The sequence below is a fragment of the Curtobacterium sp. NPDC089689 genome (genome assembly GCF_044749145.1).
GTDB lineage: Bacteria > Actinomycetota > Actinomycetes > Actinomycetales > Microbacteriaceae > Curtobacterium.
Window position 1 is genome coordinate 428,450 of the sequence record NZ_JBIVHJ010000003.1, and the last position, 24,500, is coordinate 452,949.

Annotated in this window: 25 protein-coding genes; 5 read left to right on the forward strand and 20 right to left on the reverse strand. The window is 71.2% G+C overall.

What is annotated here, in order from left to right; translation table 11 throughout:
* The 3 genes from nusB to ACIPYW_RS13635 form a co-directional block, all read right to left on the reverse strand.
* Positions 1 to 477, reverse strand: coding sequence for a transcription antitermination factor NusB (nusB, locus tag ACIPYW_RS13625; RefSeq protein WP_400414401.1), 477 nt, complete (start codon positions 475 to 477; stop codon positions 1 to 3).
* A gap of 10 nt (positions 478 to 487) precedes the next feature.
* Positions 488 to 1,051, reverse strand: coding sequence for an elongation factor P (gene efp, locus ACIPYW_RS13630; protein ID WP_290131613.1), 564 nt, complete (start codon positions 1,049 to 1,051; stop codon positions 488 to 490).
* Positions 1,052 to 1,171: 120 nt separating this feature from the next.
* Positions 1,172 to 2,860, reverse strand: coding sequence for an ABC1 kinase family protein (locus ACIPYW_RS13635; RefSeq protein WP_400414404.1), 1,689 nt, complete (start codon positions 2,858 to 2,860; stop codon positions 1,172 to 1,174).
* A 146-nt stretch (positions 2,861 to 3,006) separates the two neighbouring features.
* Here ACIPYW_RS13635 and ACIPYW_RS13640 point away from each other — a divergent pair, with 146 nt between their 5' ends.
* Positions 3,007 to 3,306, forward strand: a complete 300-nt coding sequence (locus tag ACIPYW_RS13640) for a hypothetical protein (protein WP_400414406.1) — start codon at positions 3,007 to 3,009, stop codon at positions 3,304 to 3,306.
* 40 nt (positions 3,307 to 3,346) lie between these two features.
* Positions 3,347 to 3,499: a hypothetical protein gene (locus tag ACIPYW_RS13645; protein ID WP_400414407.1), complete on the forward strand. Its 153-nt coding sequence runs from the start codon at positions 3,347 to 3,349 to the stop codon at positions 3,497 to 3,499.
* A 25-nt stretch (positions 3,500 to 3,524) separates the two neighbouring features.
* Here the strand turns inward: ACIPYW_RS13645 and aroB are convergent, their stop codons facing one another.
* The 9 genes from aroB to ACIPYW_RS13690 all read right to left on the reverse strand — a co-directional run bounded on the left by aroB (position 3,525) and on the right by ACIPYW_RS13690 (position 13,818).
* Positions 3,525 to 4,622 (reverse strand): 3-dehydroquinate synthase, encoded by a 1,098-nt coding sequence (aroB, locus tag ACIPYW_RS13650; protein ID WP_400414409.1) that lies wholly within the window; start codon positions 4,620 to 4,622, stop codon positions 3,525 to 3,527.
* Positions 4,619 to 5,227, reverse strand: coding sequence for a shikimate kinase (locus ACIPYW_RS13655; RefSeq protein ID WP_400414411.1), 609 nt, complete (start codon positions 5,225 to 5,227; stop codon positions 4,619 to 4,621). The genes aroB and ACIPYW_RS13655 overlap by 4 nt, the downstream gene beginning before the upstream one ends.
* A complete protein-coding gene (gene aroC / locus ACIPYW_RS13660; RefSeq protein WP_290131609.1) occupies positions 5,224 to 6,444 on the reverse strand; it encodes a chorismate synthase in 1,221 nt (406 codons plus the stop codon). The genes ACIPYW_RS13655 and aroC overlap by 4 nt, the downstream gene beginning before the upstream one ends.
* 42 nt (positions 6,445 to 6,486) lie before the next feature.
* A complete protein-coding gene (mltG, locus tag ACIPYW_RS13665) occupies positions 6,487 to 8,031 on the reverse strand; it encodes an endolytic transglycosylase MltG (protein ID WP_400414414.1) in 1,545 nt (514 codons plus the stop codon).
* Between the two features lie 91 nt (positions 8,032 to 8,122).
* On the reverse strand, positions 8,123 to 8,566 hold the full coding sequence (gene ruvX / locus ACIPYW_RS13670; protein WP_400414819.1) for a Holliday junction resolvase RuvX: 444 nt from the start codon (positions 8,564 to 8,566) through the stop codon (positions 8,123 to 8,125).
* A gap of 8 nt (positions 8,567 to 8,574) precedes the next feature.
* Positions 8,575 to 11,232 (reverse strand): alanine--tRNA ligase, encoded by a 2,658-nt coding sequence (gene alaS / locus ACIPYW_RS13675; RefSeq protein WP_400414416.1) that lies wholly within the window; start codon positions 11,230 to 11,232, stop codon positions 8,575 to 8,577.
* A 62-nt stretch (positions 11,233 to 11,294) separates the two neighbouring features.
* Complete coding sequence (locus tag ACIPYW_RS13680; protein WP_096899128.1) at positions 11,295 to 11,477, reverse strand: hypothetical protein; 183 nt, start codon at positions 11,475 to 11,477, stop codon at positions 11,295 to 11,297.
* Positions 11,478 to 11,603: 126 nt separating this feature from the next.
* On the reverse strand, positions 11,604 to 12,233 hold the full coding sequence (gene rpsD, locus ACIPYW_RS13685; RefSeq protein WP_058726527.1) for a 30S ribosomal protein S4: 630 nt from the start codon (positions 12,231 to 12,233) through the stop codon (positions 11,604 to 11,606).
* A gap of 235 nt (positions 12,234 to 12,468) precedes the next feature.
* Positions 12,469 to 13,818 (reverse strand): replication-associated recombination protein A, encoded by a 1,350-nt coding sequence (locus ACIPYW_RS13690; RefSeq protein WP_400414821.1) that lies wholly within the window; start codon positions 13,816 to 13,818, stop codon positions 12,469 to 12,471.
* 165 nt (positions 13,819 to 13,983) lie between these two features.
* Between ACIPYW_RS13690 and ACIPYW_RS13695 the strand changes: the two genes are divergently transcribed.
* Together ACIPYW_RS13695 and ACIPYW_RS13700 are read left to right on the forward strand one after the other, a co-directional pair.
* Positions 13,984 to 14,790, forward strand: coding sequence for a peptidylprolyl isomerase (locus tag ACIPYW_RS13695; RefSeq protein WP_400414417.1), 807 nt, complete (start codon positions 13,984 to 13,986; stop codon positions 14,788 to 14,790).
* Between the two features lie 113 nt (positions 14,791 to 14,903).
* Positions 14,904 to 16,136 carry a DUF349 domain-containing protein gene (locus ACIPYW_RS13700; RefSeq protein WP_290131604.1) on the forward strand — a complete coding sequence of 411 codons (1,233 nt, stop codon included), beginning with the start codon at positions 14,904 to 14,906 and terminating at the stop codon, positions 16,134 to 16,136.
* 288 nt (positions 16,137 to 16,424) lie between these two features.
* Here the strand turns inward: ACIPYW_RS13700 and ACIPYW_RS13705 are convergent, their stop codons facing one another.
* The 5 genes from ACIPYW_RS13705 to ACIPYW_RS13725 are packed head-to-tail and all read right to left on the reverse strand — an operon-like array spanning position 16,425 to position 19,716.
* Positions 16,425 to 17,387 carry a bifunctional riboflavin kinase/FAD synthetase gene (locus ACIPYW_RS13705; protein ID WP_290131603.1) on the reverse strand — a complete coding sequence of 321 codons (963 nt, stop codon included), beginning with the start codon at positions 17,385 to 17,387 and terminating at the stop codon, positions 16,425 to 16,427.
* A gap of 8 nt (positions 17,388 to 17,395) precedes the next feature.
* Positions 17,396 to 17,854, reverse strand: coding sequence for a hypothetical protein (locus ACIPYW_RS13710; RefSeq protein ID WP_400414420.1), 459 nt, complete (start codon positions 17,852 to 17,854; stop codon positions 17,396 to 17,398).
* Positions 17,855 to 17,913: 59 nt separating this feature from the next.
* Complete coding sequence (locus ACIPYW_RS13715; protein ID WP_400414422.1) at positions 17,914 to 18,279, reverse strand: hypothetical protein; 366 nt, start codon at positions 18,277 to 18,279, stop codon at positions 17,914 to 17,916.
* A 3-nt stretch (positions 18,280 to 18,282) separates the two neighbouring features.
* Positions 18,283 to 19,230, reverse strand: a complete 948-nt coding sequence (gene truB / locus ACIPYW_RS13720) for a tRNA pseudouridine(55) synthase TruB (RefSeq protein WP_400414424.1) — start codon at positions 19,228 to 19,230, stop codon at positions 18,283 to 18,285.
* A 39-nt stretch (positions 19,231 to 19,269) separates the two neighbouring features.
* Positions 19,270 to 19,716: a hypothetical protein gene (locus ACIPYW_RS13725; protein ID WP_400414427.1), complete on the reverse strand. Its 447-nt coding sequence runs from the start codon at positions 19,714 to 19,716 to the stop codon at positions 19,270 to 19,272.
* A 104-nt stretch (positions 19,717 to 19,820) separates the two neighbouring features.
* Here ACIPYW_RS13725 and ACIPYW_RS13730 point away from each other — a divergent pair, with 104 nt between their 5' ends.
* The gene (locus ACIPYW_RS13730; protein ID WP_400414823.1) at positions 19,821 to 20,687 is read left to right on the forward strand and encodes an A/G-specific adenine glycosylase; all 867 of its coding nucleotides are present in this window, start codon (positions 19,821 to 19,823) and stop codon (positions 20,685 to 20,687) included.
* A gap of 3 nt (positions 20,688 to 20,690) precedes the next feature.
* Here the strand turns inward: ACIPYW_RS13730 and rbfA are convergent, their stop codons facing one another.
* The 3 genes from rbfA to ACIPYW_RS13745 form a co-directional block, all read right to left on the reverse strand.
* Entirely contained in the window at positions 20,691 to 21,137 is a 447-nt protein-coding gene (gene rbfA / locus ACIPYW_RS13735) for a 30S ribosome-binding factor RbfA (protein ID WP_058726535.1), read from the reverse strand.
* Between the two features lie 90 nt (positions 21,138 to 21,227).
* On the reverse strand, positions 21,228 to 24,074 hold the full coding sequence (gene infB / locus ACIPYW_RS13740; protein WP_400414430.1) for a translation initiation factor IF-2: 2,847 nt from the start codon (positions 24,072 to 24,074) through the stop codon (positions 21,228 to 21,230).
* A gap of 74 nt (positions 24,075 to 24,148) precedes the next feature.
* On the reverse strand, positions 24,149 to 24,463 hold the full coding sequence (locus ACIPYW_RS13745; RefSeq protein WP_058726537.1) for a YlxR family protein: 315 nt from the start codon (positions 24,461 to 24,463) through the stop codon (positions 24,149 to 24,151).
* Positions 24,464 to 24,500: the final 37 nt, after the last annotated feature.

Sequence of the window (24,500 nt, forward strand, 5' to 3'; positions counted from 1 at the left end):
CTACCGGGACTCCCGGCCCCCTGCGACCGTCCGACCGGACGGTGCATCCTGCTGCTTGGACCCGCTGACCCGACCGCCCGCGACTGCTCCGAGCACACCGTTGACGAAGCCCGCGGACTCCTCGGTGGACAGGGACTGCGCGAGCTCGACGGCCTCGGCGATCGCGACGGCGTCGGGCACCTCGCTGTTGAAGCGGAGCTCCCACACGCCCATGCGGAGGATGCAGCGGTCGAGCACCGGCATCCGGGCGATCGACCAGCCCTGGGCGTGGTCGACGATCACGGAGTCGATCTCGTGCCGGGCCTCGTCCACGCCCGTGACGATCTGCCGGGCGTAGTCCCAGCTCGAGGCGCGTTCGGGCTGGTCGAGGTGCCGGACGGTCTCGGTCGCGAGGACGTCCGCGATCGGCAGCTCGCGGACCTCCGCCACGTACAGCATGTCGAGGGCGCGCTTGCGGGCCTTCGAACGAGCACTCATACGGCGTCGCCTAGTTGTTGACGCGGCCGAGGAAGCTGCCGTCGCGCGTGTCGATCTTCACGGTGGTGCCGCTCTCCAGGTACAGCGGGACCTGGATGCGGTGACCGGTCGCGATGATCGTCGCGTCCTTCGTGCCACCGGACGAGCGGTCGCCCTGGAGACCCGGCTCGGTCTCGACCTCGGTGACGATCGACGTCGGGAGCTCGATGTACAGCGGGTTGCCCTCGTTCATCGCGATGGTGACCATGGCGGACTCGAGCAGGTAGTTCTTCGCGTCGCCGACGACGGTCTCCGAGACCGGGATCTGGTCGTAGGTGTCGGTGTCCATGAACACGTACGACTCGCCGTCCTGGTACAGGTACTGGTAGTCGCGGCGGTCGACGGTCGCGGTGTCGATCTTGGCGCCCGCGTTGAACGTGCGGTCCACGACCTTGCCGGAGACGACGTTCTTGAGCTTCGTGCGGACGAACGCACCGCCCTTGCCCGGCTTGACGTGCTGGAACTCGACGACCGACCAGAGCTGGCCGTCGATGATGAGAACGGCGCCGTTCTTGATGTCAGTGGTGCTCGCCATGGGTCTTCCGTTCGATGGTGTTGTGAAGGTCTCGCGGGCACTGCGGCCCGGCGCGGCGGTCGCTGGCCGGATCGGCGCGACGCCCCGACGAGTGTAGCGGACGGGCCCGCCCCGGCCGCCTCAGTCCCGCCGCCGCGCCCGCCACGCGTCGATCGCCGCCCACCCGAGCAGCACGACCGTCGCCCCGCCGAGCAGCCCGCCCGCCGCTCCGGTCGAGAGCACCGCCGTCGGACGGGCCGGGAGGGTCAGGTACACGATCGACAGGATCCCGGCGCCCGACCCGAGCAGCACGAGCAGGATGCGCCGGATGAGCCCGGTCACGAGCCGGCGGTCCTGCCGGTCCCCGAACAGCCGGATGTTCACCGACAGCCGCCCGGACTCGAGCGCCTCCGTGATGCGATCGACACGACGTGGGAGCTTCCGCGCCGCGGACACGACGCCGAACAGCTCGCGCACCGCGACGTCCCGCAGCGCCGACGGCCGCAGCTGGTCGCGGATCTGCTGCTTCGCGAGGTCCCGCGACTCCTCGAGGAGGTCGAACGAGGGCGTCAGCGTCCGGAGCGTGCCCTCGAAGATCGCGAGCGCCCGTGCCGCCGCCACGAAGTCCGGCGGTGGCTTCAGCCGGTAGCGCCCGAAGACCTCCACGGCGTCGTCCACGGTCTGCACGCCGATGCGGGCACCGGGACCGAGCTCGTCCGCGACGAAGCGCGCGATGTCCCGACGGAAGTCGACCTCGTCGCGGACATCGCGCACGGGCGCCATCCGCAGGACGTTGTCGGCGATCCGGGCCGTGTCGTCCTGGAGGTAGCCGGCCAGCAGTTCCTGGACCGTGTCCCGGAGACCGGGGTCGAGCCTCCCGACCGATCCGAAGTCGATCAACGCGGGCCGGCCGTCGGGCAGGAGCACGACGTTGCCCGGGTGGAGGTCCGCGTGGTAGAGGCCGTCGAAGACCACCTGCCGGAGGAACGCGCGGAGGATCGCGCGCATCGGCGCGTCGAGGTCGCGGTCCGACCGCTCGGCGCGCAGCGCGCTGAGTGTGTCGCCCTCGAGGAACTCCATCACGAGCACGCGACGACCGGACAGCTCCGGGTACGGCACCGGGAGGTACACCTCGTCGGGACGGGCACTCCTGGCCTGCGCGGCGCGGAGCGCGGCGAGGTTCCGGGCCTCGGAGGAGAAGTCGACCTGCCGCACCAGGTCCGCCGCGTACTGCGCCGCCACGTCGACGACGCCGACCTGCCGCGCCTCCGTGCTCGTCCGCGCCAGGAACCGCACGACCCGCAGCGCGATGTCGACGTCGCGACGGACGGCGGTGTCGATGCCGGGCCGTTGCACCTTGACCGCGACCTCGGTGCCGTCGTGCAGGCGCGCACGGTGGACCTGTGCGATCGACGCGGCGGCGACGGGCTCGGGGTCGAACGACGCGAAGACCGCGTCCACCGGTGCGTGCAGCTCCGCCGCGAGGAGCTCGGCGACCTGGCCGGCCGGCGCGGGCGTCACGTTCCGCTGCAGGTGGGCGAGCCCCTCGGTCCACTCGTCCGGGAGCAGGTCGTCACGGGTGGAGAGCAGCTGCCCCATCTTCACGAACCCGCCGCCGGCCTCCTCGAGGGCTCGACGCAGGTGTTCGGCCTGGTCACGCCGCAGGTCGCTCGTTCCCGCATCCCGGGAGAAGTCGAGGCGGCGGAACGGGACGAGGTGGTGACGTCGGGCGATGCGCAGGAGCTCGGCGAAGCGGCGGCCGCGGGTTCGCAGGCTGCCGACGTCCGCGTCCTGCTGGCCGAGGTCGCTCAGGCGGGGCGGGGTGGGCACCGACCCAGTGTGCTCCCGTGGCCTGGGTCCGGCAGGTGCGGTGCGGGTACGAGGACGGTCCCTGCACAGCCGGGAGGCACGGCGCGCGTTCCACAGTTCGGCTCGCGTCGCGTCCGTGGCCGGCGCGTACGACGGATGATCGGGGCATGGAGACAGCACTCGTCAGCGCGGTCATCGCCGCGGTCGCCGCGATCTGCGCCGCCGTCGTCAGTTGGTTCGGCGCGTTCCAGTCGCGCCGCGGGGTCGATCGGGACCACGCCTGGCGACGCCTGACGTGGGCGATCCGCCGATCTGAGACGCAATCGGAGTACGACATCTCGAAGACTGTGCTCGAGCGACTGATGAACGTACGGTGGGCGCCCAAACCTGACCGGAACCTCGCCCGCCGGGCGCTCCGGCGGCACGAGCACGAACCGGTGGACCACCGAGACCGGAAGGACGGATGATGCGGCTCTTCGCCCCGCTCCCCGATGCCCGCAGTTCAAGATGGACGGCACGGAAGAGGACGACGCCGTCCTCGACGCCTGGGTGGAGGGCGCGACCCTCGCCGAGTGGTACGAGTCGGAGCGGACCGGAATCGTCACCGTGTCGATGCGGGTGAAGTGGTGGTGGCGCCGGACCCGGCGCGTCCTGCGCTGAGTCCGCCCACGCACTCGCCGTCCGGCTAGACGCCGACCTCTTGGTACGCCGTGAAGAGCAGGTGGTCCTCCGGCCCCTCGAGCGTCGTCGGCCTGCCGACCCCGTCGAGGATGATGAACCGCAGCATGCCCGCGCGCGCCTTCTTGTCGCGTCGCATCGTCGCGAGCAGGCCCTCCCAACGTCCGATGCCGTACGAGGTGGGCAGTTCGAGCGATTCCAGGATCGAGCGGTGCCGATCGACCGTCGCGTCGTCGAGGTGCCCGGTGAGCCGCGCGAGCTCGGCGGCGAAGACCATGCCGACCGCCACCGCTGCGCCGTGCCGCCACTGGTACCGCTCGGCGTGCTCGATGGCGTGGCCGAGCGTGTGCCCGTAGTTGAGGATCTCCCGCCGACCCTGCTCGGTGAAGTCGTCCGAGACCACCTGCGCCTTGAGCTCGATCGCCAGCTCGACGACACGGCGGAACTCCGGCGTGGTCGGGTCCGTCACGCGCGCGACGTCGGCCTCGATCACGTCGAGGATCTCCGGGACGGCGATGAACCCGGCCTTCACGATCTCGGCGAACCCGGTGAGGATCTCGTTGCGCGGGAGGGAGCGGACGAGGTCGAGGTCGGCGACGACCGCACGCGGTGCGAAGAACGCGCCCACGAGGTTCTTGCCCTCGTTGGTGTTGATCCCCGTCTTGCCACCCACGCTCGCGTCGACCATTCCGAGCACGCTCGTGGGGATCGCGATGTACGGCACGCCGCGGAGCCAGGTCGCGGCCACGAAGCCGGCGAGGTCGGTGACGGCTCCCCCGCCGAGCCCGATCACGGCGTCGGTGCGCGTGAAGTCCGACTGCCCCATGATCTGCCAGCAGAACGCCGCGACCTCGACGCGCTTCGCGCCCTCGGCGTCGGGGACCTCGGCGATGAGTGCCTCCATCCCGGCGTCGACGAGCAGCGTGCGGAGGTCGTTCGCCCGAGCGCCGAGGGTCGGCGCGTGCACGATGAGGACCTTCGCGACCCGGGGGCCGAGCAGCGCGGGCACGGAGCCGAGCAGCCCGTTGCCGACCGCGACGACGTAGCCGTCATCGCCGCCGACGCGGATCTCGGTGGTGCCCTCGGGCAGGACGGCTTCGGTCACGGGGTCGCTCCTGGTTCGTTCGTGTGCGGTTCGCCGGCACCTGGTGCGGTCGCACCCGCCTGCTGTTCGTGATCGCGGACCCACGCGACGACGTCCGCCACGACGTGGGACATCGGCCGGCGCGAGGTGTCGAGGACGACGTGGGCGAGCTCGGCGTAGGTCGCGGCACGCTCGTCCATGATGGTCTGCCACGCGTCGATCCCGCCGTGGGCGAGCAGCGGACGGTCGCTCCCGGCGATCCGGTCGGCCACCGCCTCGGGCGACACCGTGAGGAGCACGATCCGTGCCCCTGCGAGCGCCTCGCGGGTGGCCGCGTGCGTCACGGCCCCGCCCCCGACGGCGACCACGCCACCACTGGTGACGGCGGCGCGGACGGCGGCGGCCTCGAGCTCACGGAACGCAGGCTCGCCCCGCGTCTCGAAGATCGTCGGGATCGGGCCGTGGTCGCGGACGATCACCCGGTCGGTGTCGGTGAACGGCACGTCGAGGGCCTTCGCGACGCGCTTGCCCACGGTCGACTTGCCCGCGCCCATCGGGCCGATGACGACCACCGGCGCCGAGAGCCGACCCGAGCGTGTCGCGCCGGCTCGCGGTCCGCCGCTCACAGGACGGGCGTGGTGTCCGCCGACTCGGTACGACGGGAACGGAGCGTCTCGGGGATCGACGCGAGGTACGCGTCGAGGTTCCGCTTCGTCTCCGCCACGCTGTCGCCGCCGAACTTCTCGAGGACCGCGTCGGCGAGGACGAGCGCGACCATCGCCTCGGCGACGACGCCCGAGGCAGGGACAGCGCAGACGTCGGAACGCTGGTGGTGCGCCGAGGCGTCCTCACCCGTCGTGACGTCGATGGTGTGCAGGGCGTGCGGCACGGTCGCGATCGGCTTCATGCCGGCGCGGACCCGCAGCACGGTCCCCGTGGACATGCCGCCCTCGGTCCCGCCCGCACGGTCGGTGGTCCGGACGATCTCGCCGTCCTCGCGGTAGAGCTCGTCGTGCGCCTCCGAGCCGCGGCGGCCGGCGGTCGCGAAGCCGTCGCCGACCTCGACCCCCTTGATCGCCTGGATGCCCATGATCGCTGCCGCGAGACGGGCGTCGAGTCGTCGGTCCCACTGCACGTGCGACCCGAGCCCCGGCGGCACGCCGTAGAAGAGGACCTCGACGACGCCGCCGAGGGTGTCGCCGTCCTTCTTCGCGGCCTCGACCTCGGTCACCATCCGCGCCGAGGTCTCGGCGTCGAAGCAGCGCAGCTGGTCATCGTCGAGACGGTCGACGTCGTCGGGGAGCGGCAGAGCCGTGCCGTCCGGGACACGGACGGTCCCGACCTGGAGCGTGTGCGCCACCGACCGCATGCCGAGCTCGGCGAGGAAGGACTTCGCGACGGCGCCGAGCGCCACGCGGGCGGCGGTCTCGCGTGCGGAGGCGCGTTCGAGGATCGGGCGGGCCTCGTCGAAGCCGTACTTCTGCATCCCGACGAGGTCGGCGTGACCGGGTCGCGGGCGGGTCAGCGGCGCCGAGCGCCCACGCGACATCTCGGTCTGCTCGATCGGCTCGGGGCTCATGACCTCGACCCACTTCGGCCACTCGGTGTTGCCGATGCGGATCGCGATCGGGCTGCCGAGGGAGTAGCCGTGCCGGACACCGCCGGACACGTGCAGCTCGTCCTGCTCGAACTTCATGCGGGAGCCCCGGCCGTACCCGAGCTTGCGGCGCGCGAGGTCGGTACGGATGGACTCGAACGACACCGGGACACCCGCGGGCAGACCCTCGAGCATCGCGATCAGTTCGGGTCCGTGGGACTCACCAGCAGTCAACCAACGAAGCATGGTGCCAATCCTCCCACAGCGGGGTCGTGTGCGACGCCGGGCCTACTGGTAGTCGGGGTGCGCCCGCAGCCACGCCTGGAACTTCGCCACCGCGACCTGGTGCTCGGCGTACGTGTCCGAGAACACCGTCTCGCCGGTCTCGAGGTTCACCGTCACGAAGTACAACCACTTGCCCTGCGCCATGTTCGTCACGGCCTTGATCGCGATGTCGCCCGGGTTCGAGATCGGTGCCGGCGGCAGCCCCTTGTGCACGTAGGTGTTGTACTCGTTCGAGGCGTCGTCCCGCTCTTCGTCGGTCGTGGTCACGCGGTGCGTGTTCCCGGTCCCGTACGCGACGGTGGCGTCGGACTGCAGCGGCATGTCGATGTCGAGGCGGTTCTGGAAGACGCGCGCGACCTTCGGGTAGTCCGCCGCGAGGCCGGCCTCCTTCTGCACGAGCGACGCGAAGACGATCACGCGCTCCTGGTCGCCCTCGGCCACGCCGGCGGACGCCAGGTGTTCCTTCATGGTGTCGACCATGGACTGGAAGTACTGCTTCGCGGTCCACCCCGGGTTGATCGGGTAGGTCGCCGGGAAGAGCCACCCCTCGAGGGTCTTCGCGTTCGCCGGGAGCCCGTAGGCGGAGACGTCCTTCGCGGCGGCCGAGACCTCGGCCTCGGTGAGACCGGCCTTCGAGACCATGCCTGCCTCGATGTCCTTCAGCGCCGTGCCCTCGGGGATGACGATCGACGCCTTCACGGCGTTCGACGGGTCCTGCAGCGCCGCGAGGGCCGCCTTCGAGCTCATCTCCTTCTTCAGGGTGTACGAGCCGGGCTGGAACTGCACCTCGGGCGACTGCAGCAGGAGCTTGTAGAAGACCTTCGAGCTCTTCACGACGTCGCTGCGCTGGAGGGTCTTCGCGACGTCCTCGCCGATGTCGCCCTGTCGGATGGTGATGGTGACCTTGCCGGCCCCGTCGCCGCTGTAGTCGTCCGACTCCTGCGCTCCGGTGACGGCGGCGACGACCTGCTGGATCTTCGGCGCGATGAACCCGTACCCGGCGACCCCGCCCGCGAGGACGATCGCCACGATCACGATCCCCGCGATGAGCGGTCCGCGGCGGCGCGGTGGTCGCGGTTCGCGACCCGGCCTGGAGGCACGGCCTCCCCCGCCACGCCCCTCGCCGGCTCCTGCTGCCGCGGCTCGTGCCACCTCGTCCTGCGGCACGACGTGCTCACCGGTGAGCAGGGCGGTCACCTCGGGGTGCAGCTCGTCGGCGCTGGTCGCGACGGGTGCGTCGGCCGGCGACACCGGACGGTCCCGGTCAGGTCGCGAGACCGTGGGAGCCGGGTCGTCGACGGGCGGGGCCTCCGCTCGCCGCCCGTCGCCACGCGCCCCGTCGTCATGCCGCCCGTCGTCATGCTGCCCGTCGGGGCCGGCGTCGACGTGCTGCGGCTCCGCGGCTGCGGCGCGTGCGGCTTCGCGAGCGCGCGCCTCACGGCGTGACAGCGGGCGATCGTCGTCCGACGCGGCGTCGTCGCCGGGTCGTCGCCGCCCGCCGTCACCGGCGGGCGAGATGATCGCGTTCCAGTCCAGGTCGTCTGCCAACGGATCCTCTGGTCTCTCGTTCGGGGACTCCACCTGGGACACCGCGGTCGGCAGCGGTCCGTCGGAGCCCGCTCGTCGCTGGGCTCGTCCGTCAGGGGAGCTCGGCCCCTGGTGGGGCGCCGGACGCACGCTCGTGGTCGAGCGCGTGTTGCAGAATGATAACAGCGGCCGCTTGGTCGATCACGGCGCGGGACTTCTTCGTGTTGCGCCCGGCCTGGTGCAGCCCGCGCTGTGCCGTGACGGTCGACAGCCGCTCGTCCACGAGCCGGACCGGACGGTGCTCGGCGATCCGGGCGGCGAACAGCCGCGCGTCCTCGGTCGACGGGGTGTCCGCGCCGGACATCGACAGCGGCAGCCCGACGACCACCTCGAGGGCGTCGTACTCGTCCGCGATCGCGAGGATCCGCCCGAGGTCGGTCTTGTCATCGCGGCGGACGGTCTCGACCGGCGTCGCGAGCAGCCCGTCGCGGTCGCACACGGCGACCCCGATCCGGGCACGGCCGACGTCGATGCCGAGGCGCCGCCCGGACCGGATCGCCACGCTCAGCCCGCCAGGCGGGCGGTCACGGCCCGGAGCGCGGCGGGCAGCGCCGCCGTGTCGGTCCCGCCGCCCTGGGCGAGGTCGGGCTTGCCGCCGCCCCCGCCGCCGAGGACGCCGGCGGCCTCCTTGGCGAGCGGACCGGCCTGGACGCCCGCAGCGCGTGCCGCGTCGTTCGTCGCGACGATGACCACCGGCTTCTCGTTCACGACGGCGCCGAGCACGACGACCGTCGCACCGTCGCCGAGCTGCGCGCGGACCCCGGTCGCGAGGGACCGGAGGTCGTCGCCCGACTGGACGCCGTCGACGGTCTCCGCCACGACGGTCATGGCTCCGACGGTCGACGCCGTCCGCGCGATCGCCGGCACACGCTGCTGCAGGTTCGCCGACTCGAACTCGGCGATCCGCTTCTGTGCGGTCTTCAGGTCGTCCATGAGGGACTGGATGCGCGTCGGGAGGTCCTCTCGCGGGGCCTTGAGCGCGCTCGACAGCTGGGACACGATCGTCCGCTCGACCGCGAGGTCGCGGAAGCCCTCGAGTCCGACGAGGGCCTCGACGCGGCGGTTCGTCGAACCGACGCTCGACTCCCCCACGAGGTTGACGAGTCCGACCTGTGCGCTCGATGCCACGTGGGTGCCACCGCAGAGCTCGCGCGACCACGGACCGCCGATGTCGACCATGCGGACCTCGGCGCCGTACTTCTCGCCGAAGAGCGCCTGCGCACCGAGTTCCTTCGCCTCGGCCAGCGGGAGCACCCGCGTCGAGACCTCGAGGTCCGAGCGGATCGCGTTGTTCACGACGTCCTCGATCTCGGAGCGCGTCTCGAGCGACACCGGCTGCGACCAGGAGAAGTCGAGACGCATGTAGCCGGACTTGTTGTACGAGCCGGCCTGCAGCGCCTCCGGGCCGAGGATGTCCCGCAGCGCGGCGTTCACGAGGTGCGTCGCGGAGTGGGCCTGGGTCGCACCGCGGCGGTACTCCGCGTCGACCACGGTCGTGGCGGCGTCGCCGACACCGACCTCGCCGGAGCGGACCTGCACGGTGTGGCTCCAGAGCCCGGTCACCGGGCGCTGGACGTCGAGGACCTCGAGGTCGAAGCCGTTGCCGATGATCGAACCCTGGTCGGCGTCCTGACCGCCGGACTCCGCGTACAGCGAGGTCTCGCCGAGGACGACCTCGGCGATGTCGCCCGCGACCGCACGGTCAACGCTGACGCCGTCGACGATGATGCCGAGGACGGAGGTCTCGGCCTCGAGCGCGTCGTACCCGAGGAACGTCGTCTCGCCCTTGGCCCGGAACGCGCTGTAGACGCTGAGGTCCGCCAGGGCGGTCTTCTTGCTCTTCGCGTCCGCCTTCGCACGGGCACGCTGCTCGGACATCAGGGTGTCGAACGCGCCACGGTCGACGTCGACCCCGGCCTCCTCGGCCATCTCGAGCGTCAGGTCGATCGGGAAGCCGAACGTGTCGTGCAGCAGGAACGCGGTGTCGCCGCCGATCGCGGGCTCGCCGTCCGCCTTCGCGCGCTCGACCGCGACGTCGAGGATCGTCGTGCCCTGCGCCAGCGTGCGGAGGAAGGTCTCCTCCTCCGCGTAGGCGATGCGGGCGATGCGGTCGTAGTCGGACGCGACCTCCGGGTAGGCGTCCTGCATCGCGTCGCGCGACGCCGGGAAGAGCTGCGGGAACGTCGCGCCCTCCACGCCGAGGAGTCGCATGGCGCGCACCGTGCGGCGGAGGAGGCGACGGAGGATGTAGCCGCGCCCCTCGTTCGACGGCGAGACACCGTCGGCGATCAGCATGAGCGCCGAGCGGACGTGGTCGGCGATCACGCGCATCCGGACGTCGTCCTCGTGCTCGGCGCCGTACCGGCGGCCGGAGACCTCCGCGGCCTTATCGAGGACCGGGCGCACCTGGTCGATCTCGTACATGTTGTCGACACCCTGCTTGATGAACGCGACGCGCTCCAGGCCCATGCCGGTGTCGATGTTCTTGTTCGGCAGTTCACCGGTGATCTCGAAGTCGTACTTCGACCGCACGTCGGCGATCTGGTACTGCATGAAGACGAGGTTCCAGATCTCGACGTAGCGGTCGTCGTCCGTCGCCGGGCCGCCGTCGACGCCGTACGCCGGGCCGCGGTCGAAGAAGATCTCCGAGCACGGGCCGGCCGGACCGGGCTGCCCGGTCGACCAGTAGTTGGTGTCCTTGCCGAGCCGCTGGATCCGCTCGTCGGGCAGGGACGAGTGCTGCTTCCAGAACGCGATCGCCTCGTCGTCGTCCTCGTACACCGTGACCCACAGGTCGTCGGGCGAGAAGCCGAGGCCGCCGTCGGACTCCGGCGTCGTCAGGAGTTCCCAGGCGTACTGGATCGCCTGCTCCTTGAAGTAGTCGCCGAACGAGAAGTTGCCGTTCATCTGGAAGAACGTGCCGTGGCGCGGGGTCTTGCCGACCTCTTCGATGTCGTTCGTGCGGATGCACTTCTGCACGCTCGTCGCCCGCGGGTACGGCGCCGGGACGAGCCCGGTCAGGTACGGGATGAACGGGACCATGCCGGCCACCGTGAACAGGAGCGACGGGTCGTCCGAGACGAGCGACGCGGACGGGACGACGGTGTGCCCGCGGTCGCCGAAGAACTGGAGCCAACGGCGGCGGATCTCTGCGGTCTGCATGGTGCTTCCTGGTTTCAGGTCGAGTGCGTGCGAGGAGGACGTGCGTCGGTCGGTGACCGCGCTCAGACGTCGGTGCGGAGCTCGGCGTCGCGGGACTTGTACCCGTCGGCCACGGCGTCCGCGAAGGCCTTCGTCCGCGCGTTCACGTCGGCGAAGAAGCGCGCGCCGGCGGGCGTGTTCGCGACCTGGTGCGCGACGACGAACCCGATGACGACGCCGACGGCGACGAAGAACAGCTGCTTCACGGTGCCTCTCCCTCTCGCGTGCGTGGTGTGCACGCCCGACAAGCTTAGTGGCGGTGCTGAGGGGGAACACGGAACGGCGGGCCGCCCTCTGAGAGGACGACCCGCCGTTCGTGGGTGATCAGGCGATCAGCGCGCTGCGTAGTACTCGACGACGAGCTGCACTTCACAGGTCACGGGGACCTCGGCACGCTTCGGGCGACGCACGAGGCGGGCCTGGAGCTTGTCGATCTCGACCTCGAGGTAGCCCGGGACCTTCGGCAGGACTTCCTGGTGCCCACCGGCGGCGGCGACCTGGAACGGCTCGAGGGACTCGGAGCGCTGCTTCACGTGGATGAGCTGCCCCTCCTTCACGCGGAAGGACGGGCGGTCGACGAGCTTGCCGTCGACGAGGATGTGGCGGTGCACGATCAGCTGACGGGCCTGCGCGGTGGTGCGGGCGAAGCCGGCACGCAGCACGAGGGCGTCGAGGCGCTGCTCGAGGAGCTCGACCAGGTTCTCACCGGTCAGGCCCTTCGTCTTGCGGGCCTCTTCGAAGACGATGCGGAGCTGCTTCTCGCGGATGCCGTACTGGGCGCGCAGACGCTGCTTCTCACGGAGACGGACGGCGTAGTCGCTGTCCGCGCGACGGCGGGTACGGCCGTGCTCACCGGGGCCGTAGGGGCGCTTCTCGAGGTACCGGGCCGCCTTCGGCGTCAGCGGGATGCCGAGCGCGCGGGAGAGGCGGGTCTTGCTACGGGTACGTGACTTGGTAGACACAGGGTCCTTTTCTCTGTCTGAACTGAACGGATCACGGGTCTCGGCACGCGCACGCACCGACGAACCCCGCGAAGGGATCCAGAGGGATGAGCCTGTGGGATCGGACGGCTACAGTCCGAACCTCTGTCCCCGTGCCACAGCTGTGGCACTCTGTCCTCGACGCAGCCGCACGCGAGGACCAGGACGTAGGCGCATCAACGATAGCAGCAACACGGCCCCGTGACGACCGCCGCACCTACTCGCCCCGCGTGATCTTCCGGAGTCGTTCCAGCCGCGGGCCGACCTCGCGCTCGAAGCCGTTCGTCGTGGGGGTGTAGTACTCGGTGCCCTCGAGCGCGTCGGGCAGGTACTGCTGCCGGGCGACACCGTGTTCGGCGTCGTGCGAGTAGACGTAGCCCTTGCCGTGGCCGAGCCGCTTCGCGCCCGGGTAGTGGGCATCGCGCAGGTGGGTCGGTACCACGCCCATGCGCCCGGCCTTGACGTCCGCGATGGCCTGGTTCACGCCGTTGTACGATGCGTTCGACTTCGGCGCCGTGGCGAGGTAGACGACGGCCTCGGCCAGCGGGATGCGCCCCTCGGGCATGCCGATCAGCTGCACGGCCTGCGCGGCGGCGACGGCGATGGGCAGGGCCTGCGGATCTGCCATGCCGATGTCCTCGGACGCCGAGATGATGATGCGCCGGGCGATGAACCGCGGGTCCTCGCCGGCCTCGATCATCCGGGCCAGGTAGTGCAGCGCGGCGTCGACGTCGCTCCCCCGCACCGACTTGATGAACGCGCTGATGACGTCGTAGTGCTCGTCGCCCTGCCGGTCGTACCGCAGCAGGGCCCGGTCCACCGCGGCCGCCACCGTGTCGGCATCGACGACCGGGACGGTGTCGTCCTCGTCCTGCGCGGCCGACGCCGACCCGGCGGCCGCCTCGAGCGCGGTCAGCGCACGACGCGCGTCGCCGGAGGCGAGCCGGACGATCGCCGCCCGGGCCTCGTCACCGAGGACGACCCCGCCGCCGAGACCGCGGGGGTCCTCGACCGCGCGGTCGACGAGCATGCCGAGGTCGGCGTCGGTGAGCGGCTTGAGCGTCAGGAGGAGGGAACGGGACAGCAGCGGCGAGATCACCGAGAACGACGGGTTCTCGGTCGTCGCGGCGATGAGGATGACCCACCCGTTCTCGACCCCCGGCAGCAGTGCGTCCTGCTGGGCCTTGCTGAAGCGGTGGATCTCGTCGAGGAAGAGGACGGTGGTCGACCCGTAGAGGTCACGGTGCGCGAGCGCCTTCTCCATCACCTCACGCACGTCCTTCACGCCCGCGGTGACCGCCGAGAGCTCGACGAACTCGCGGCCCGACTGTCGGGCGATCGCCTGCGCGAGCGTCGTCTTGCCGGTGCCGGGAGGCCCCCAGAGGATCACGGAGACGCCGCCGGGGTTCTCGCGCGTGCCGGTGGCGAGCTGCACGAGGGGCGACCCCCGACCGAGGAGGTGCTGCTGACCGGCGACCTCGTCGAGCGAGGTCGGTCGCATCCGCACCGCGAGCGGCACGGAACCCTGAGCGAGCCCCGCTCGCCCACCCGTGGTGGGCGCGTTCATGCCCGAGCGGTCCGTCGCCATGGGACCAAGCCTAGGCGTCACCACCGACAGCACCGCCCACCGGCCGGGAGGCACGGTGCGGGCCCGACCCGCGCCTCCAGGCCGGAGCGTGGTGCGTTCCGCTACGCTCGTCGCACACTCGAGACGAGAGGCCGTACCAGCACCGTGGCACCGAAGAACCAGGCGCGTGACAACCGCGAGGCGCGCGAGCGCCTCCGTCTCTACCAGGCCCGCCAGGGCCTGCACGAGCGGCAACGGCGGCGTCGGGTCCGGGACAACGTCGTGGGCGGGATCGTGCTCGTCGTCGTGGCCGCCCTCGCGACGGGGTCGCAGCTCGCCTTCGCCGGCGCGCAGGGCTCCGGGGAGGCCAGCACGAGCGCCTCGGCCACCGCGACGCCCACCCCGAGCGCCACCGCGGGCAACACCGGCGACGTGCCGAGCAAGTCCATCGCGGAGGACTCGACCTGGACCGGCACGCTCACGCTGAACAAGGACGTGCGGCTCGGCATCGAGCTCGACGGGAAGAAGGCCCCGCAGGCGGCGAGCGTCGAGATCAAGCTCATCCAGGAGCAGTTCTACAACGGGACCACGTGCCACCGGCTCGCCGACAGCACGAGCCTGCAGTTCCTCCAGTGCGGCTCGGCAAACGGCGACGGGACCGGCGACGCCGGGTTCCAGTACGGCCCGCTCGAGAACGTGCCGAGTGACGGCGAGTACGCGAAGGGCACCATCGCCATCGCCCGGAGCTCGTCGCCGTACTCGCAGTCCACCCAGTTCTTCATCGTCACCGGCGACACCACGCTCGACGGCTCGACGGGCGGCTACACGGTCGTCGGCAAGGTCACGAGCGGGCTGTCCGACCTCGTCTCGCAGATCACCTCGAAGGGCATCTCGGACCCCGGCAGCGACGGTACGGGCGAGCCGAAGGTGAAGACGACGATCACGGGCGCGACCATCGAGCGCGAGCAGTAGTCCACAACCCGTCGACCCCGGCCGTCCCCGGGGCCGCTCCGTGCAATAGGCTGACGACCTGACCGTGCCGACGGGGACGTCGGCGATGCACGACCACGATCGAGGCGAGACCTGTGGGATCTGACGAAGCAACGACCTGGGGGCGGGTCGACGAGAACGGGACGGTGTACGTCCGGTACGAAGACGGCGAGCGAGCCGTCGGCGAGTACCCGGACGCCACCGCGGACGAGGCCCTCGCCTACTTCGCGCGGAAGTACGCCGACCTCGAGGGCCAGGTGAAGATCGCCGAGCAGCGCGTCCAGCGCGGCGCCAGCGCGAACGACGTCTCCCGCACCGTCGCGCACCTCCGCGAGCAGCTGGCTGACGCCCGCGTCGTCGGTGACATCAAGTCGCTCGAGGACCGCGTGCAGGCGCTCACCGACCAGGTCGGGTCGCTCACGAAGGAGCAGGCCGAGCAGGCGCAGCAGGCGCTGACCGAGGCGCTCGCGTACCGCGCCGCCCTCGTGGAAGAGGCCGAGGGCCTCGCAGCGGTGGACCCGGCGCGTGCCCAGTGGAAGCAGATCACCGCGCAGCTCGACGACGTGTTCGCACGGTGGCAGCAGCACCAGCACGACGGCCCGCGCATCCCCAAGAACGAGGCCAACGAGCTCTGGAAGCGGTTCCGCGCCGCCCGCTCGACCGTGGACCAGCACCGTCGGGCGTTCTACTCGGAACTCGACGCCCAGCACCGCGACGCCCGGAGCCGCAAGCAGGACCTCGTCGCGCAGGCCGAAGCGCTCGCGCCGCGCGGCTCCGACGCGATCCCGACCTACCGGCAGCTGCTGGACGACTGGAAGCGTGCGGGCCGGGCGGGCAAGCGGCACGACGACGCACTGTGGGCACGGTTCAAGGCGGCCGGTGATGTCCTCTTCGAGCAGCGTCACGCCGAGGCGGCCATCGAGAACGAGGAGTTCTCCGCCAACCTCGAGGCCAAGCAGGCCCTCCTGACCGAGGCCGAACCGCTGCTGCAGGAGACCGACCGGGTGGCCGCGCGTCGGACCCTCACGGGCATCCAGCGCCGTTGGGACGAGATCGGCAAGGTGCCCCGCGGGGACGTCCGTCGCATCGAGGACCGCCTCCGGCAGATCGAGGACCACGTGCGGAGCCTCGAGGACGAGCACTGGAAGGCCTCGGACCCGGAGCGCAAGGCCCGGCAGACCGGACTCGCGAGCCAGCTCGAGGACGCCATCGGCAAGCTCGAATCCGAGCTCGCGGCGGCCAAGGAGTCCGGTGACGCGCGGAAGATCAAGGACGCGCAAGAGGCTCTCGACGCCCGGAAGATCTGGCTCGACGCACTCGGCGGCTGATCGTCGCACCGCATGCAGGACGCCCCGCGACCGATCGGTCGCGGGGCGTCCTGCATGTGTGGGCTTCGCGCGCGACCGGGCCCGGTCGTCGGCTCGCGTGCGTCCCTCGAGAGCGACACTGTTGCGGGTCGTGCGTTCGGAGTTCTGTCGCTTTCGGGAAGGCGGCACGACGGACCTGTCGCCATCGCGAAAGCGACACGACGAGACTGTCGCCATCGCGGAACGGACGCCGGGCCAGTGGCCGGCCGGCTCGGGGCGCACGCACGACGCTCGGGCCGCGCGGCGGTGTCAGACGGGCGCGGGCAGCCCGAGCAGCAGCCGGATGTCGCGGTCGTCCTGCCGCATCTGCTCGGCGAGCTCGTCCATGGACGAGAACTTCACCATGCCGCGGACGTACGAGACGAACAGGACCGCGATGGTGTCGCCGTAGAGGTCGATGTCGACATCGAGCAGGTGCGCCTCGATCTGCTTCTCCGGCACGCCCTCGAACGTCGGGTTGTTGCCGACCGACACCGCCGCCGGGTACACCGTGCCCTCGTGCAGCACACGAGCGGCGTAGACACCGTCGGCGGGGACGAAGCCCTCGCAGTGCGGGTCGAGGTTGGCGGTGGGGTACCCCATCGCGCGGCCCCGCTGGTTGCCGTGCACGACGACGCTGCGCACCGCGTGCTCGCGGCCGAGGAGCCGCGCGGCCTCGGCGACACGCCCGACACCGAGGAGCTCGCGGATCCACGTCGAGGACACCCGACGCTCGCCGGCCGGCCGCACGTCGTCGACGAGGTCCACGTCGTCGATGAGCTCGACCGTGAACCCGTACCGCTCCCCCAGACGGCGGAGCAGCGCGACGTCGCCGGCGCCGCGACGACCGAAGCGGAAGTCGCTCCCGACGAACACCAACCGCGCGTGCAGGGTTCCGACGAGGATCTCGGACACGAAGTCCTCCGGCTCCTTCGACTGGAGGTCCTGGTCGAAGTGCAGGAGCACGGTCGCGTCGACACCCACCTGGTCGAGCAGCTCCCGACGCTGCGCCGTGCTCGTCAGCGCCGGCGGGGTCTTCACGGGGTCGATCACGCTGAGCGGGTGACGATCGAAGGTGACGACCGTCGACACGAGTCCCTGCTGCTCCGCCGCGCGTTCGAGGTGCGCGATGACAGCACGGTGGCCGACGTGGACGCCGTCGAACTTGCCGATGGTCACGGCGCTCGGCCCGAAGCCGTCGGCCACGTCGGCGAGGTCGTCGTAGTACTGCACGAGGGTCCCTACTCGCCCACGCGGGCGGTCGCGGACGGGTCGGTCCGGTCAGCGGTCGACGCGGTCGCCGCCGTGCGGTGGTGCTTGCGGAGCCACCACAGTCCCGCGATCGGCAGCACGAGCGGCGCGAAGAGGTACCCGAGGCCGTAGTACGACCAGACGGTGTCGTCCGGGAAGAGCTGGCGGTCGAGCAACGAGAGGGTCCCGACGACGAGGACACCGGCCATCTCGAAGCCGATCGTGACGCAGGCCACGCGGTACCAGGCGCGACCGGGCGCGATCAGGGCGATCATCGCGACGATGTACACGACGGCGGCGACCGCGCTCAGCGTGTAGGCGAACGGCGCGAAGGAGAACTTCTCGATGATCTGCACGACACTGCGACCCGTCGCGGCCAGCGCGAGGATGCCGTAGACGGCGATGAGGACGCGGCCGACGCCGGTCGCGAGTGAGGATCTGGTCGCCATTGCACCGATTCTACCGACGCCCGCCGTCACCGATGACCGGGACGTCACGAGCGGATGGGTCAGGTCAGCGCGAACCAGATCTGGTACATCCGGTACACCATCACGGCGACGGTGAACGCCCCGGCGCCGAGGACGACCGTGCTCCACCGCGTCCGGTCGATGAGTGCCCACACGATCGCTGCCGGCGGCACGAGGAGCACCGACACTGCGTACACGCCGAACTCGAGCGCGTTGCCCTGCGGCGGGTTGCCGACCGCGGGCAGCACGAGCGAGATGACGCCCTGCGCGAGCAGCAGCAGCTCCACGAGGACGAGCGAGCCGACCGTGTAGTCGTCGGGCTTCCGACCGACGAACCCGACGACGACCGCGAACAGCCCGGCGACGACCGCCACGACGAGCTGCACCCACATGAACCACTCGATCACGTGTCAGGCTCCCGTCGGGGTGGAGAGCGCGGTCGGGAAGTTGGTGATGACCCGGAGCTGGCCGCGACGGACGGAGACGAGTCCGACGAGGCGGTCCGACCCCGAGGCGATGGCGGCGACCGGGCCGTCGTGGTCCGGGTGCTCGGCGCGGACCCGCTTGCCGTCCGCGAGGTCCTTCGCGGCCACCGGGTCGAGCGCGACGGTCGGGAAGAGGGTGCGCGCCACGTCGACGGGACGCAGGAGCGCTGCCCGGACGTCGACCGAGTCGTCCTCGATGTCGACTGCGTCGTCGACGTGGAACGGCCCGACGTCGATGCGCCGGAGTGCGGTGAGGTGCGCTCCGGTGCCGAGCGCGGCCCCGACGTCGCGAGCGAGTGCACGGACGTACGTCCCCGACGAGCAGGCGACCACGACGTCGAGGTCGACCACCTGCACCTCGGCACCGTCCACGGAGACCGTGTGCTCCTGACGGCCGGTCACGTCGAAGCGCGACACCGTGACCGTGCGGGACTTGAGCACGACCTCCTCGCCCTTCCGCGCGAGGTCGTACGCCCGACGGCCGTCGACCTTGATGGCGCTCACGGTCGAGGGCACCTGGTCGATCGTGCCGCGCTGTGCCGCGACCGCCCTCTCGACAGCGGCCTCGGACACGTCCGCGCCGGAGACGCCCGTCGCCGCCGTCGGGTCGCCGTCGGCGTCGTCGGAGTCCGTCGAGACACCGAGACGGATCGTCGCGGTGTACGTCTTGCCGAGGCCGACGAGGTGCGTCAGGAGCCGCGTGGACGGCCCGGCACCGAGCAGCAGCAGCCCGGTGGCCATCGGGTCGAGGGTGCCGGCGTGGCCGATCTTCTTCAGGCCGAGCCGACGTCGAGCGATCGACACGACCCGGTGACTGGAGATCCCCTGCGGCTTGTCGACGAGGAGGATCCCGTCCGGCGGCGATTCGAGCACCCGGAGAGGTTACCAGCGCCCGTCACGACCGAGGTCCGGTCAGCAGGCGTCGTTCCACTCACGGCGGGGGTGCTCGGGGTCGGTGACGTCGAGCACGGCGGACGCGGCGATCTTGACGTCCGCCCGCCGTTCGAGCCGTCCTTCCTCCTGCTCGACCCACAGGGACCACCGCCACAGGCCACGGACGCCCGGGTCGAGGACGCCGTGACCGTGCACCACGAGCACGCCGGGACCCGAACCGGTGGAGCGGAACGGTGCGACGAGCTCGGACCGGAGCTGGTCGACCGACGCCGAGGGGGCCGCAGCGGCCATCGCCTGCACCCCGTGCTGCTCGAAGCCGGCGACGAGCGCCGCGGCCACGTGCTCGAGGTCGGTCCCGGACTGTCCGTCGACCCCGACGACGGTCCGGTTCGTGCCGACCTGCGCGATCGCCTCGGCCGCGATCGCGGCCATGGTGTCGGTCTCCTGCGGTGCCCAGCGTGCCATGCACCCCACCGTAGGCTGTCCTGGTGAACGCGAGTCGAGCCTCCAGGCCGGGTGTGGAGAACGCGCGACCCGTGGACGGCACCGCCGAGACCGGCGCCCCCGACATCGCCACCCCGCTCATCGCGTGGTTCCGCGCCGAGGCGCGCGACCTCCCCTGGCGCCGTCCCGGCTTCCCCGCCTGGGGCACGCTCGTGAGCGAGATCATGCTGCAGCAGACGCAGGTCGCGCGTGTGGTCCCCAGACTGGAGGCGTGGCTCACCCGCTGGCCGACCCCTCGCGACCTCGCGCAGTCGCCACCGTCCGACGCGGTGCGCGCGTGGGACCGGCTCGGCTACCCGAGACGGGCGCTCGCGCTGCACGCGGCCGCGACGGCGATCGCCGAACAGCACGACAACGTCGTGCCGCGCGACGTCGACGCGCTCCTCGCGCTGCCCGGCATCGGCGACTACACGGCACGGGCCGTCGCGGTCTTCGCCTACGGCGACCGGCACCCCGTGGTCGATGTCAACGTCCGCCGCGTCCTCGCACGGGCCCTGCTCGGCCAGGGGCAGCCCGGTCCCGCGAAGGCGAAGCAGGACCTGCCGCTCATGGAGTCGGTGCTGCCGGCGGACCGCGACGACGCCGCCGCCACGAACGCCGCGGTGATGGAACTCGGAGCGCTCGTCTGCGTCGCCCGCTCCCCCGCGTGCGACGCCTGCCCGATCGCGGACCGCTGCGCCTGGCGCGCCGCCGGGTACCCGGACCACGACGGGCCGCGCGCGCCGAAGCAGGCCAGGTTCGCCGGGAGCGACCGGCAGGTGCGGGGCCTCATCATGGCGGAGCTCCGCGCGAGCGACGTGCCCGTGCTCCGGTCGGAGATCGACCTCGTCTGGCCGGACGCCGAGCAGCGGGAGCGTGCACTCGCCTCGCTCGTGCGTGACGGACTGGCCGTCGGCGACGATGCGGGCGGGTACACGCTCCCGGTCGGCTGAGGACTACGCCCGAGCGGCGTCGTCCTCCTCGTCGTCGTCGTGCTTGTACGGGTCGGCGTCGCCGGCGTACTGCGCCCCCGCCGAGGCGGCACGGACCTGCGCGTCCCGGACCTGCGCCTGCGCGAGCAGGTCCTCCATGTGCGCCGAGGTCTCCGGGAGCGCGTCAGCGATGAACTCGAGGGACGGGGTGAGCCGCGCCGTGATGTTCTTGCCGACCTCGCTGCGGAGCATGCCGGTCGCCGCCTTGAGCGCTGCTGCCGAGTCGGCGCGCTCCTCGTCGGTGCCGTACACGGTGTAGAACACGGACGCGTGCTGCAGGTCCCCCGTGACTCGGACGTCGGTGATCGTCACGAAACCGAGTCGCGGGTCGCGGAGGCCCTTGTCGAGCCGGCGTGCGACGACCTCCTTGATGCGGTCCGCCATCTTGCGGGCGCGCTGCGGGTCAGCCATGGGTGCCTCCTGGGGCAGGGAATCTACTGGTGGAACGGGTGGACCCCGCCGCTCCCTGGGGGAACGGCGGGGTCCAGGATAGCCAGGCGACTAGTCGCGCGGCTTCTCGACGAGCTCGGTCGTCTCGATCTCGTCACCGATCTGGATGTCGTTGTACTTGCCCAGACCGATACCGGCCTCGAAGTCCGTGCGGACCTCGGTGACGTCGTCCTTGAAGCGACGCAGGGACTCGATCGCCAGACCGTCGGCGATGACGACACCCTCGCGGATGACGCGCGCCTTGGCGTTGCGGGTGATCGTGCCGGAGCGGACGATGACACCGGCGATGTTGCCGAACTTGGAGGAACGGAACACCTCGCGGATCTCCGCGACGCCCGACTGGACCTCTTCGTACTCGGGCTTGAGCATGCCCTTGAGGGACTGCTCGATGTCCTCGAGTGCGTTGTAGATGACCGAGTAGAAGCGCACGTCGATGCCCTCGCGGGCCGCACGCTCGCGGGCCTTGACGTCCGGACGGACGTTGAAGCCGACGACGATCGCGTTGTCGATCGTGGCGAGGTCGATGTCCGACTCCGTGATCGCACCCACACCGCGGTGCAGGATGCGCAGCTGGACGCTGTCGTCCACCTCGATGTCGAGGAGCGACTGCTCGAGTGCCTCGACGGCACCGGAGACGTCACCCTTGATGATGAGGTTGAGCGAGTCGACCTTGCCCTCTTCGAGTGCACGGGTGAAGTCTTCGAGCGAGATGCGCTTGCGGGCCTTGGCCAGCTGGGCGTTGCGCTCGGCGGCCTCACGCTTCTCGGCGATCTGACGAGCCGTGCGGTCCTCTTCCGTGACGAGGAACGTGTCACCGGCGCGCGGCACCGACGACAGACCCTGCACCTGGACCGGACGCGACGGGGTCGCTGCCTGGACGGCGACACCGTTCTCGTCCGTCATCGCACGGACGCGACCGTAGGCCGTGCCCGCGACGATGGCGTCACCGACGTGGAGCGTGCCGGACTGGATGAGCACGGTCGCCACCGAACCACGACCCTTGTCGAGTCGGGCTTCGATCGCCACACCGCGGGCGTCCTTGTCGGGGTTCGCACGCAGGTCGAGACCGGCGTCCGCCGTGAGCAGCACCGCGTCCAGGAGGTCCTGGATGCCGATGTTCTGACGGGCCGACACGTCGACGAACATGACGTCGCCGCCGTACTCCTCGGCCACCAGGTTGTACTCGGTGAGCTGCTGGCGGACCTTGGCCGGGTTCGCGCCTTCCTTGTCGATCTTGTTCACCGCGACCACGATCGGCACACCGGCCGACTGCGCGTGGTTCAGCGCCTCGATCGTCTGGGGCATGATGCCGTCGTCCGCCGCGACCACGAGGATCGCGATGTCGGTCACCTGCGCACCACGGGCACGCATGGCGGTGAACGCCTCGTGACCAGGGGTGTCGATGAAGGTGATCGGACGCTCGACGCCCTCGTGCTCGGTGACGATCTGGTACGCACCGATGTGCTGGGTGATGCCGCCGGCCTCGCCCTCGACGACCTTCGAGTTCCGGATCGCGTCGAGGAGGCGGGTCTTGCCGTGGTCGACGTGACCCATGACGGTGACCACCGGGGGCCGCTGCTGCAGCACCGAGTCGTCCTCGTCCTCGAGTTCGCCTTCGAGGTCGATGTCGAAGCCCTCGAGGAGCTCCTTGTCCTCGTCCTCCGGCGAGACGATCTGGATCTTGTAGCCCAGCTCCTCGCCGAGGACCTCGAACGTGGCCTCGTCAAGGGACTCCGTGGCGGTCGCCATCTCACCGAGGTGGAACAGCACCGTCACGAGGTTGCCGGGGCTCGCGTCGATCTTGTCCGCGAAGTCCGAGATGCTCGCACCGCGACGCAGACGGATGACCGTGGTGCCGTCGCCGCGCGGGACCTGCACGCCGCCGAGCGACGGCGCCTGCCGCATCTCGTACTCGGCGCGCTTCGTCCGCTTCGACTTGCGGGCACGGCTCTTGCCGCCACCGCGGCCGAACGCACCTGCGGTGCCGCCACCGGGACCGCGGCCACGACCGCCACCACCGGCGGGACGCGGGCCGCTGAACGCCGGGCGGCTGAAGCCACCACCGGCGCCGCCACCGGCACCACCGGGACGGTTGAAGCCGCCGCCCTGGCCGCCGCGGCCGCCACCCTGGCCCGGGCGCTGCCCGAAGCCGTTCGGACGACCCTGCTGGCCGGGGCCACCCGGACGGGGAGCACCGGGGCGCGGGACACCGGGACGCGGCGGGGCCGGACGCGGGATGCCGTTGCCGCCACCCTGACCGGCGGCCGGGCGCTGGCCCATGCCCTGGTTCTGCGAGTACGGGTTGTTGCCGGGGCGCGGCGGGCGGGAACCCATGCCCTGGCTCGACGCGTAGGGGTTGTTGCCCGGACGCGCGCCCGGCTTCGGGCCACCCGGCTTGGGGCCGGCGGCCGTGTTCGGCTTCGGCGAAGCGGAACCGGTGGCCTCGCCACCCTTGTTCGCCGTGCCCGAGGCCTTCTCGGCCGCTGCGGCCTTCTGCGCGGCCTCTGCCTCGGCCTGACGCTGTGCGACCGACTTCGGCGCGGCCGGGGTCGGCGCGTCGGAGGCGGGCTGCTCAGCGGCGGGTGCCTGCGGGGCAGGGGTCGGCGTCGCCGGACCCGGCTTCGCACCGGGCTTCGGCGCGGCGGAGCGGGATGCCGTGCCCGGCTTCGGGGCGGCGGCACCGGGCTTCGGCGCTGCTGCTCCGGCCGCGGGCGCGGCGGTGTTCGACGCCGAGGCGCCGGCCGCCTGCAGCGCAGCACGGAGCTTGCGCGCGACGGGGGGTTCCACACTGGAGCTCGGGCCCTTGACGAACTCGCCGAGCTCCTTGAGCTTCTCCATTGCGGTCTTGCTGTCGACACCGAGTTCGGATGCGATCTCGTGTACGCGTGGTTTTGCCACTGTTCTCCTTCACGGGTCCTGCCCCGTGAAGGGGCAGGACTCACTGGATGACGGGTCTCATTTCGAGCCGCTCATCAGTTGTCCATAAGCCGTTCAGCCTGTTCTGTCGTGTCCGGGCGCTCGGATGCCGGCGCGGCCGTGAGGCCTTGCAGGTACTCGAGGACCGAGGACGTGTCGGGTTCGCGATCCAGCCGAAGTGCCCGGCGGAATGCCCGGCGCTTGACGGCCAGCTCGTAGGCGTCGACGGTCGGGGTGAGCCACGCTCCCCGGCCCGGCATGACTGCCTTCGGATCCGCCACGACTCGCCCGTCGCCGAGGGCGACGACACGGAGGAGGGAGGATCGGGGCGCGCGACGGCGACTGCCGATGCACGTTCTGACGGGTTCCACCTTACTCCTTGCCTCGGACGGACGCGATCCGGCACGC